Annotated in this window: 9 protein-coding genes and 2 pseudogenes; 4 read left to right on the top strand and 7 right to left on the bottom strand. The window is 75.2% G+C overall.

Annotated features, from left to right (window positions below; all coding sequences use genetic code 11):
• Positions 1-232 precede the first annotated feature (232 nt).
• The 3 genes from ABEA77_RS30140 to ABEA77_RS30130 all read left to right on the top strand — a co-directional run bounded on the left by ABEA77_RS30140 (position 233) and on the right by ABEA77_RS30130 (position 1514).
• Entirely contained in the window at positions 233-484 is a 252-nt protein-coding gene (locus ABEA77_RS30140; protein WP_345654572.1) for a DUF6400 family protein, read from the top strand.
• Positions 468-710, top strand: a complete 243-nt coding sequence (locus tag ABEA77_RS30135) for a hypothetical protein (protein ID WP_345654569.1) — start codon at positions 468-470, stop codon at positions 708-710. Before ABEA77_RS30140 ends, ABEA77_RS30135 begins: the two co-directional genes overlap by 17 nt.
• A 249-nt stretch (positions 711-959) precedes the next feature.
• Positions 960-1514, top strand: coding sequence for a DoxX family protein (locus tag ABEA77_RS30130; protein WP_345654566.1), 555 nt, complete (start codon positions 960-962; stop codon positions 1512-1514).
• An 86-nt stretch (positions 1515-1600) separates the two neighbouring features.
• Here ABEA77_RS30130 and ABEA77_RS30125 read toward each other — a convergent pair whose 3' ends face one another.
• From ABEA77_RS30125 to ABEA77_RS30115, 3 genes and pseudogenes are all read right to left on the bottom strand, one after another.
• Entirely contained in the window at positions 1601-1795 is a 195-nt protein-coding gene (locus ABEA77_RS30125) for an antitoxin (RefSeq protein WP_345654564.1), read from the bottom strand.
• A gap of 111 nt (positions 1796-1906) precedes the next feature.
• The gene (locus ABEA77_RS30120; RefSeq protein ID WP_345654561.1) at positions 1907-2284 is read right to left on the bottom strand and encodes a hypothetical protein; all 378 of its coding nucleotides are present in this window, start codon (positions 2282-2284) and stop codon (positions 1907-1909) included.
• A pseudogene (locus ABEA77_RS30115) lies at positions 2239-2790 on the bottom strand (hypothetical protein); the annotation flags it as partial. The pseudogene ABEA77_RS30115 and the gene ABEA77_RS30120, both read right to left, overlap by 46 nt.
• Positions 2791-2883: 93 nt before the next feature.
• Here ABEA77_RS30115 and ABEA77_RS34035 point away from each other — a divergent pair.
• Positions 2884-4725 (top strand): annotated as a pseudogene (locus ABEA77_RS34035) (alpha-L-fucosidase); the annotation flags it as partial.
• Positions 4726-4786: 61 nt separating this feature from the next.
• Here ABEA77_RS34035 and ABEA77_RS30090 read toward each other — a convergent pair.
• The 4 genes from ABEA77_RS30090 to ABEA77_RS30075 form a co-directional block, all read right to left on the bottom strand.
• A complete protein-coding gene (locus tag ABEA77_RS30090; protein WP_345654549.1) occupies positions 4787-5398 on the bottom strand; it encodes a GPP34 family phosphoprotein in 612 nt (203 codons plus the stop codon).
• 92 nt (positions 5399-5490) lie between these two features.
• Positions 5491-5913, bottom strand: coding sequence for an ATP-binding protein (locus tag ABEA77_RS30085; protein WP_345654547.1), 423 nt, complete (start codon positions 5911-5913; stop codon positions 5491-5493).
• Positions 5914-6046: 133 nt separating this feature from the next.
• Positions 6047-8260, bottom strand: a complete 2214-nt coding sequence (locus ABEA77_RS30080; RefSeq protein WP_345654545.1) for a glycosyltransferase family 39 protein — start codon at positions 8258-8260, stop codon at positions 6047-6049.
• Positions 8257-9657 (bottom strand): bifunctional glycosyltransferase family 2/GtrA family protein, encoded by a 1401-nt coding sequence (locus ABEA77_RS30075; RefSeq protein ID WP_345654543.1) that lies wholly within the window; start codon positions 9655-9657, stop codon positions 8257-8259. Before ABEA77_RS30075 ends, ABEA77_RS30080 begins: the two co-directional genes overlap by 4 nt.
• Between the last annotated feature and the right edge of the window lie 40 nt (positions 9658-9697).

Genomic DNA, 9697 nt, shown 5'->3' with positions numbered 1-9697 from the left:
AGGGACATGACCGCCCTGTAGACGCATTCCAGGGCAGCCTGCTCGTTCGGGAAGTACCCGCAAGCGATCGGCAACGGTCCGCGCTCGGCGGGGACCAGGCGCTCCCCCGGCCTCGGTGCGGGGCGGGCGCGGTGGCCCGGCGGTGCGGACGGACGCGGAACCGCCCTTTCCGGTCGGGGCCGGTGGCTGGTACACCTGCAAGGGAACCGCCATACCCCTCGGAAGTCCCGCCATGAACCACGACGACAGCACCGGCCTTGCAGCCTTCACGTTCGACCTGACCGCCGACGAGTCACGCCGGCGTGCCGAGGTGGTGGCCGGGCTCGGTGAGCACTGGGACCCGGTGGCCGCCCTGAGCGGCGAGGACGAGGCGTATGCGCTCCTCTACTCGGGACTGGACGCCGAGCAGCAGCGCACCTACGACATGCTCGTCGCCGCGGGGGTGCTGCCCGGGGAGGGGCCGGGTCGTGCGGCTCCCCATTGATCCGCAGGCCGATCCGGGGCGACGGGCCTGGGTGGATTGCCCGGTCTGCCAGGACGCCCGCTCCTGTGCGGCGTGCGCGAGCAGCCGCAACTGCTTCGAGCACTGGCGCTATCTGATCTCCAACAACGGTCCCGTGGTCCACCTCCAGTGCCCGCGGTGCGCGCACGCGTGGTCGTGGAACACCCGCCCCGGCGCGGCCGGGCCGGGGACGCCGCCGCGGCGCTGAGGGGCCCTTCCGCCGCACACGGACAGGGCAGCGCCTCGGACCGCGGGCAGGCTGCGGGGCCTTCCCGCCGCCCCTCGTGGTGGCCTTCGATCTTGTGCACTTCCCGGGCCCTTCACCCGTCTTCTGCGGGGCTGTACTGCCGTGCGCCCGGACGCGCCGTTTGCGCCAGGGAAGTTGGAAGCCGGGACGGTCACCTGTAAGGTCGTGTCCCGTATTCCTTGAACTCTCAAGTTACTCGACGGAGCGAGCATGACGATCCAGCAGGTATTCGCCCGGCAGCGCGGCTCCGAGGCGGTCGGCGGCGGACCGGTGGCGACCGCCTCGACGGCCCAGGACACCGGGCTCCTTCTGCTCCGTGTCGTCTTCGGGCTGATCATGGCGGCACACGGGGCGCAGAAGCTGTTCGGCTGGTTCGGCGGCGGGGGTGTCGACGGCACGGCACAGTTCTTCAAGGCCAGTGGGTATCCGGCGGCCAAGTTCCTCGCGGTGGTCGCGGGCCTCATCGAGACCGGGGGCGGCGTGGCGATCGTCCTCGGCCTGCTGACCCCGCTCGCCGCGGCGGCGCTTCTCGGCGACATGGTCAACGCCGCCGGTATCAAGTGGGGCGGCTTCTTCGCGCCGCAGGGCCTTGAGTACGAGCTCCTGCTCGCGTGCCTCGCCGGCGTCGTCGCGCTCACCGGCCCCGGCAGGTTCGCGGTGGACCGTTCGCTGCCCGTGCTGCGCGAACACCGGATCGGCTACGGGGGCATCGCGGTGCTGCTCGGCCTCGTCGCGGCGGCGGTCTTTCTGATCATCCGCCGCTAGCCGACCTGCGGGCGCGCCCGCTCAGGGGGCCGGGGCAGGGGGCGGCCCCCTGAGCGGGGTGCTCAGGGGGCCGGGTGGAGGCTTCGTCAGTGGGCGGGCTTGTCCTTGTCGCCGTAGGAGCGGCGCACGGCGTCCGCGGCCTTGTCGGTCTGGGAGTCGTACTTGTCGCCCGTACGCTCGTCGACCATGCGCTCGGCGCGCTCCACGCCCTTGTCGGCCTGGTCCGGGTGGCTCCTCGCCATCTCCTTGGCCTTGTTCGCCATGTCGCCCAGCTTGCCCATGGGATACCTCCCTGGTTGGCTCGTTCGTCGTACTCGACGGCAGGTACCCGGGCCTCCGGAAGGCATTCCTCCGTTCTCGCGGGGATCGCCTGATGGGGTGAAGCGGGACCGTCAGAGCAGGGCTCCGGCGAGGGCGGTGGCGCCGGGGAGGCCGTCGCGGACCGGGTGGAGGGCGGGGCCGAAGGGGCAAGCCGGATGCCCAGGGCGGTCAGGAGCACGCCCCGGGGCCGAGGAGGCCGCCGGTGGTGACGAGGGGCTCGCCGGGCGCCGGGGCCAGGGGGCGAGGGTGGCGGTGAGGCGCTCCGCGGCGGTGGCGAGGATGGTGCGGGCGGCCGGGTCGCCGCGGGCGGCGGTGTCCGCGACGGCCGGTCCGAGTCCTGCCAGGTCGAGTCCTGCCAGGTCGAGAACGGGGCGGGCGTGGACCGCGCGGACGAGGCGGTCCCTCAGGTCGGCAGGGGGCCGGTCCGTGCCGAGGTAGTGGGCGCACACGGCGGCGGTGAGCAGGGTGGGCGCGCCGCGTCCTCCGGCGGCGGCGAGCACCGCGCGCACGGGCCCTGCGGGCCGATCCAGAATCCGCTGCAGGCGTCGCCGAGCAGACAGCCGTTCCCGTCGGACGTGGCGGCGACGGCGCGGTCGGCGATCCGGGCGGCGACGGCGCCCGTGCCCGCGATGAGGACGAGTCCGTGGGCCGGGGCGGCGGGCGCGCCGGCGAACGCGATCTCGACGTCGCTGTGCACGTCGCTGCGCTCGGGGCGTATGCCGAGGTCGGCCAGGGCGCGGGCGAGGGCGTGCGATGCCCGGGCGCGGCCCGGGTCGCCGGGGAGCGCCGAGCTGCCGGCGAAGCCCGCGACGACGGCGCGCACCCGCGGCCGCGACGGGGCGTGGACGGCCGCGACGATTGCCTCGCGCAGGTGGGCGGTGAGGGTTTCCTCCGGCACGGACAGGGCGTTTCCCGGGCCGGACGTGCCGGTGGCCAGGTGGGGCGCGGGCCTGTGGTGGGGACGGGCGGAGGCGAGGACCGCGCGGGTGCGGGTGCCGCCCGCGTCGACGCCGAGGACGAGGTCACCGCCGGATGTCCGTACGGTACGGTGCGCGGTCCTCCTCCGGGATGCGGGCCGGGAGCGGCCTCACGGCGTGGGGCGGCGAGGATCGTCGCGCCGGCGCCGGGCGCGGCGGCGGCGCGGGCCGCCGCGGGCGCGGCCGGGTACGGCGGGGCCCCTGGCTCCGTGGTGGCGGTGGGGCCGGACGACGGCGCCGCCGAGATCCTGGCGAAGGCGGCCCGCGTGGTGCCGAGGGCACCGCAAGTGGCTCGGCAGGAACGGGAGATCACCGGCTTCACGCACTTCGGCATGAACACCTTCACCGACCACGAGTGGGGTTCGGGCTGCGAGGACGAGGCCCTCTTCTCGACCCGCCGGCCGCCGACGTCGAACAGTGGATGCGGGCGTACCGCGCCGCGGGGATGAGGCAGGTGATGCTGACGGCGAAGCACCACGACGGCTTCGTCGTCTGTCCGACGCGCTACACGGCGCACTCGGTGCCGGCGTCGCCTGGTGGTACCGCGGCGGCCGCCCCGACGCGGCGGCGCGCGCCGCCAGGGCCCGGGCCGGGCGGGAGCGCGGCACCGACCCGGCCGCGTACTGGCGCATGCGGCACACCGGCAACGTCAACCCGCGCGGCGACCTGCTGGGAATCTATCTGGACGCGGCGCGCCGCGCGGGCCTCAAGGTGGGGGGTACCTCTCCCCCGCCGACGGCGCCGAGTTGCCGCACGCCTGGCACCGGACCTGGGTGGAGGAGATCACGGCCCGGCACGACGCGGGGGGTGCCGCTGAGCGTCGAGGAGCAGTCCACGTACGACGACCGGGACCGCTCCCCCGCCGGGCACGGCCGCTACGGCAGCGGGAGCACGCGGGCGGAGCGGACCATTCCGACGCTGGTGCCGGGCGACGACCGGGCCGCCGCGGTGCGCTCGGGGCGGCTGCCGGCTTCCGGGTGATCGCCGACGACTACAACGCGTACTACCTCAACCAGCTCTACGAACTGCTCACGCAGTACGGCCCGATCGACGAGCTGTGACTCGACGGCGCCGACCCGTGGTCGTCCAGCGGGGTCACCGAGGACTATGACTTCACCGCCTGGTTCCGGCTGATCAGGAGGCTCTCCCCGGACACCGTGACGTTCGCGGGGCCGCAGGGCACCCGGTGGGTCGGCAACGAGGAGGGCCGCGCCCGCGAGACGGAGTGGAGTGTGACACCGGCGACCGCCGACCCGGCCACGGCGCACGGCGAGACCCTGCTGCCGGGCGGACCACAGGCCGCCGACATCGGCTCGGACACGGCTTTCACCGCGCCCGGTGTGCGCTACCTCCAGTGATTCCCCGCGGAGGCCGAGGTGTCCCTGCGGCCGGGGTGGTTCTGGCATCCGTCCGAACAGCCAAAGGCAGCCGAGGAGTTGCTGAGGCTCTATGAGACGTCGGTGGGCCGCAACGCGGTGCTCCTGCTGAACGTGCCGCCGGACACGTCGGGCCGGGGCGACCCGGCGGACGTGGCGTCGCTGACCGGTTTCGGCCCTGCGGTCGCCGAGGTGTACGGGCGCAACCTGCTGGCGGGTGACCGCCCGTCCTGCGTGGTTCGCGCCCGGACGGACGGACGGCCCGGCTCGGGCTGGTCGCCCGCGGCGGGTGCGCTCACCGGGGCGCTCGAGGTGCGGCTGCGGCCCGGCACCCGCTTCGACCGCGTACGGCTCGGCGAGGACATCGCGCGGGGCCGGCGCGTCTTGGCGTTCACGGTGGAGGCCCGGGCGGGCGGTGTATGGCGGCAGGTCGCCTCGGGCACCACGATCGGCTGCGCCCGCATCCTCGCCACGTCGGCGGCGGTCACGGCCGACGCGGTGCGGGTGCGGATCACGGCCGCCCGCGGCGCGGCGCGCGGCGCTCGGCCTTCACCGCGCCGGTCGGTGACCGGGGTCGCATGTCCTTGCGGGGTGCGGGTCAGTAGCCGCGGCGGCGGTTGTCCGCCGCCGCCTCCTCCAGCCTGCGGGTGCGGCGGTCGCGCTCTGCCCGCAGTTCGGCGACCGCGTCGTCGAGCGCTGCGAGCACGGCGGCCTCGTCCTCGGCGAACGGGGGCGCTTCCTCGGGCAGTCGGGCCGGCAGCGCGAGGGCGCGCGCCAGCGCGGCGAGTACGGGCTCGCGCTCGGCGCGGCGCCGCCGTGCGGCGCGCAGCTCCGGTGAGTCCGCGAGGCGGGTGCGGCCGGGCCGCAGGAGGGGCAGGCGCCGCCGCTCCCGGCTCAGCAACCCGTCCGAGGCGAACGCGTCGGCGTAGCGGGACGACAGGTCGCGTCCTCTGCGCCACAGCCATTCGCCGACCGGCTCGTAGGGGCGCTCCCGCACCAGCGCGGCGGCTGCCCCGCCGAGCAGGGGATCCGCGGCGTCGGGCCCCGGGGCGGGGACGAGGCGGTACGTGTCGTCGAGGAACGCGGCACCGGCGGCGAGCAGGTCGAGGGCCTCGGCCGCGGCGAGCGCGAGGGAGAGCTCCCCGGCCGCGGGGACGGCGTCCCGTCCGGTGTCGAGTGCGAGCAGGGCGAGGTCACGCGGAGTGGTCATGGGCGTCCCTCCCCGGCGCTCACCGGACGGTCGTTCCTGGCTTTTCATCGTATAGCCGCCCTCCTGCCGCCGTCATGACGGGAGGGGCACGCCTAGGCGGTGGTCGCGCCGGCCGGGGGACGGAAGCAGGCCATGACGTCCTTGCCGTTGGGGCAGGGGTGCGCCTCCCAGGTGTCGGCGAGCGCGTCGACGAGGAAGATGCCGCGGCCGCCCGTGGCGCCCTCGGTGGGCACGCGGGGCTGCGGCAGGCGGGTGGAGGAGTCGTGCACCGTGACGTGCAGGCACTCGTTGTCCCAGGCCAGGATGAGCTGTGCGGCGCTGCGGGCGTGGACGTGCGCGTTGGTGACGAGCTCCGAGACGGTCAGCAGCACCGAGTCCGCCGTGTCCGGCGCGGTGCGCAGCCATCCGAGGGTCTCCAAGTGCTCGCGGGTCCAGTCCCTGGCCGCCTTGACCCCGCTGCTCAGCGGCAGGGAGCGCGCCCACCCCACCGCCCTCAGTGAGGATTCGTCCGACATCACTCCTCCTCCGGCTCGCCGTCTGGTCCCTGGCCGTGTGCCCGGAATCGGCCGGTGCAAGGGCGAGGCCCCGGGCCCGCGGGAGGGGCCCGGGGCGCCGAGCGCCCGGGCCCCTCCCGCGGGCCGCCGTCGTTCAGCCGCTGAGCGGCTTGGTCAGGTCGTAGAGCGTGGTGCCGTCCACGGTGACCTTGGTGTACGTCTTCTCCACCCAGGTGGTGATGGCCGTGCCCGTGCTGCCGCCGGGGCGCGGTCCTCCGCCGCCGCCCTCTCCCTCGGAGAGGAGGTAGTGGATGCGGCCGGCCGCCACGTACTGCTTGAACTGGGCGAGGGTGGGCGACGGATCGCTGCCGTTGAAGCCTCCGATCGGCATCACGGGCTTCTCGGTGGCGAGCTGGTAGCTCGCGGCGTTCTGCGAACCGATGGCCGCGGCGACCCAGGTGTAGCGGGACGCGTCCTTCTTGAGCGCGGCCGTGACGGCGGAGCCGGCCTTCTGCCCGTCGAGCAGTCCGCCGCCGCCCATGCCGCCCTCGCCCCGGCCCCGCCCGCCGCCGGAGCCCGGGAAGCCGGCGCCTTCCGCCGGTGTGGTGCCGCCGGGGGACGTCCCGGCGCCGGGGACCGCGCCGTTCTGGGGTGCGGCCCCGCCGGGGAGCTGCCCGCCGGCCGGACGGCCGGCGGAGCCCGTAGTGCCCGTGTTCCGGCCTGGGCCGCCCTGCTGCGCCCCGGGCGGCATGCCGCGGCCGGTGCCGCCGGCGCGGTTGCCGAAGCCGCCTTCGGGGCGTCCGCCGCCGAAGCCGGGCATGCCGCCCGCGGAGGCGGGGCCCGCGGTGATGATCGAGCCGGTGTGCGGGGCCGCGACGGTCGTCATCGTGTACGCGAACGGACCGGCGAGCGCGGCGGCGAGCGCGACGCCCGCCACCAGGGCGCCGGCGCGCGGGCGCCGGGACAGCGGGACGGCGGCGGCAGCGACGACACCGGCCGCGAGGATCGCCCAGCGCAGCCACGGCAGGTAGTCGGGGGTGCGGCCGAGCAGGACGTACGCCCATACCGCCGTCGCGAGGACCGTGACGCACAGCGCGACGGCCGCGAACGGGCGCCCGCGCTCCCGCCAGAGCGTCGAGGCCCCCATGCCGACGAGCGCGGCCAGGTACGGGGCGAGGGCGACGGTGTAGTACTGGTGGAAGATCCCCGCCATGAAGCTGAAGACGGCCGCCGTCGCGAGGAGCGAGCCGCCCCAGACGAGGAAGGCGGCGCGGACGGCGTCCGTTCGGGGCGCCCTGCGGGTGAGGACGAGACCCGCGACGAGGAGCAGCAGCGCCGCGGGCATCAGCCAGGACACCTGCCCGCCGAGCGCGTCGCCGAAGACGCGGCCGATCCCGGTCGTACCGCCGCCGCCGAAGCCTGCGCCGCCGCCGGGTCCTCCCCCGCCGCCTGGGCCGCCCGACTCGGGGCCGCCCACGCTGCCGGTCTCGTCGCCGGTCAGGCGGCCGAAGCCGTTGTACCCAAAGGTCAGTTCGAGGAACGAGTTGTTCTGCGACCCGCCGATGTACGGCCGGGAAGCGGCGGGCCAGAGCTGTACGAGCGCCACCCACCAGCCGCCCGCGACCACCAGTGCGAGGCCCGCGGCCAGCAGTCCACCGAGCCTGCGACGCAGTGTGGCCGGGGCGCACACGGCGTACACCACGGCGAGCGGCGGGACGATCAGGAACGCCTGGAGGGTCTTGGTGAGGAAGGCGAAGCCGAGCAGGGCGCCCGCGGCCACGAGCCACCGGGTACGCGCGTTTTCGAGGGCGCGCAGCACGCAGTAGACCGTGGCGGTCATCAGGAGCGCGAGCAGCGCGTCGGGGTTGTTGAAGCGGAACATCATCGCGGCGACGGGGGTGAGCGCGAGGGCCACTCCGGCGAGGAGCCCGGCGGTCGCGTCGAACCTGCGGCGGACGGCCGCGTACAGCACGGTGACGGTGCCGACGCCCATCAGCGCCTGCGGCACCAGGATCTGCCAGGAGCCGAGGCCGAACAGGCGCACCGAGAGCGCCATGGGCCACAGGGCGGCGGGCGGCTTGTCGACGGTGATGGAGTTGCCCGCGTCCGACGAGCCGAAGAGGAACGCCTTCCAGCTGGTGGAGCCCGCCTGCACGGCCGCCGAGTAGAAGGAGTTGGCGTAGCCGGAGGCACTCAGGTTCCACAGTTCGAGCACGGCGGTCAGGACCAGCAGGGCGAGCAGCGCGGGCCGCGCCCACGGCGGGTCGGTGTCCCGTCCGCGCCACAGCCGGGCGGCGCCGGAGCCGCGCGCGGCGTGGCCGGTGTGCCTGGCGCCGGGGGCGGCAGCGGTCGGGGAGGTGGTCGTCATCGTGCGGTCCGTTCGCCTGAGGTGGTGGTGGTGGACGTGGGAAGGGTTGAGGGCGGCGTGGGTGCGGAGGATGCCACCGGGTCCGGGGCGGGGGTGGGTACGGGGGCGGCGGGCGCTGCGGCGACGCCGGGTGCGGCGCGCTCGGGGCCGGGCGCCGCGCGGTCGGGGAAGACCCAGGCGCGCAGGAGCAGGAAGCGCAGGACCGTCGCGGCGAGGTTGGCGGCGACGAGCACCGCGAGTTCCGCGGTGTGCGAGGCGTTGCCCGTGGCGGTGCCGAGCGCGGCGAGGGAGCCGCTGGTGAGGGCGAGTCCGACGGCGAAGACGACGAGGCCCTGGAGTTGGTGGCGCACCGCGCGCCCGCGGCCCCGCACGCCGAAGGTCAGGCGCCGGTTGGCTGCCGTGTTGGCGACGGCGGAGACCAGCAGGGCGGCCGCGTTGGCGCCCTGCGCGCCGAGTCCGCCGCGGAACAGCGCGTACAGCAGCAGGTAGAACAGCGTGGACAGGACGCCCACCCCGCAGAAGCCCGCGACCTGGCGCACCAACCGCCCCGCGCCCCGCGCTGCCTCGGTCTCGCGCGGGTCGTCGCCGAGGGGGCGGGCGAGGCGCTCCAGCGGCAGCGCTCCCGTGGCGAGTGCCCTGCCGACGCGCCACACGCCCTTGAGGTCGTCGACGGCGGTGCGGACGATGTGGACGCGGCTGTCGGGGTCGTCGACCCAGTCGACGGGGACCTCGTGGATGCGCAGTCCCGCACGCTCCGCGAGGACCAGCATCTCGGTGTCGAAGAACCAGCCGGTGTCCTCGACCATCGGCAGCAGCTTCGCGGCGACATCGGCGCGTACGGCCTTGAAGCCGCACTGCGCGTCGCTGAAGCGTGCGGAGAGCGAGGACTTGAGGATCACGTTGTAGGCGCGTGAGACGAACTCTCGCTTCGGGCCGCGCACCACGCGCGAGGTGCGGGCGAGCCGGGATCCGATGGCCAGGTCGGAGTGGCCGGAGATCAGGGGCGCCACGAGGGGCAGCAGGGCGTTGAGCCCGGTGGACAGGTCGACGTCCATGTAGGCGAGCACGGGGGCGTCGGAGTGGGCCCACACGGCGCGCAGGGCGCGGCCCCGGCCCTTCTCCTCCAGGCGGAAGGAGCGCACTTCGGGGATCCGCGCGGCGAGCCCGGCCGCGATCTGCGGGGTGCGGTCGGTGGAGGCGTTGTCCGCGATGGTGATGCGGAAACCGTAGGGGAAGGTGCGGGTGAGGTGGTCGTGGAGTCGGTGGACGCAGGGCGCGAGGTCCTGTTCCTCGTTGTACACGGGGATGGTCACGTCCAGTACGGGAGCGCCTGCGGGTGCCGCGGGCAGGTGCTCGCGGGCCGGAAGCGCGTCCCCGGGTGGGGTGTCGGTGCGCATGGGTACCACGCTGCCGGGGCGCGCTGTCGCGGCAGTGTGC

It is taken from the genome of Streptomyces tremellae (assembly GCF_039540215.1).
GTDB classification, from domain to species: domain Bacteria; phylum Actinomycetota; class Actinomycetes; order Streptomycetales; family Streptomycetaceae; genus Streptomyces; species Streptomyces tremellae.
Note: the sequence above shows the minus strand (reverse complement) of the source record. Positions and strands in the feature narration are given on the sequence as shown.

Excerpts from the sequence above, each read along its gene's own strand:
- ABEA77_RS30125 (WP_345654564.1), bottom strand. The coding sequence starts at position 1,795 with ATGGGCAAGCTGGGCGACATGGCGAACAAGGCCAAGGAGATGGCGAGG.
- ABEA77_RS30075 (WP_345654543.1), bottom strand. The coding sequence starts at position 9,657 with ATGCGCACCGACACCCCACCCGGGGACGCGCTTCCGGCCCGCGAGCAC.
- ABEA77_RS30090 (WP_345654549.1), bottom strand. The coding sequence starts at position 5,398 with ATGACCACTCCGCGTGACCTCGCCCTGCTCGCACTCGACACCGGACGG.
- ABEA77_RS30140 (WP_345654572.1), top strand. The coding sequence starts at position 233 with ATGAACCACGACGACAGCACCGGCCTTGCAGCCTTCACGTTCGACCTG.
- ABEA77_RS30080 (WP_345654545.1), bottom strand. The coding sequence starts at position 8,260 with ATGACGACCACCTCCCCGACCGCTGCCGCCCCCGGCGCCAGGCACACC.
- ABEA77_RS30130 (WP_345654566.1), top strand. The coding sequence starts at position 960 with ATGACGATCCAGCAGGTATTCGCCCGGCAGCGCGGCTCCGAGGCGGTC.
- ABEA77_RS30085 (WP_345654547.1), bottom strand. The coding sequence starts at position 5,913 with ATGTCGGACGAATCCTCACTGAGGGCGGTGGGGTGGGCGCGCTCCCTG.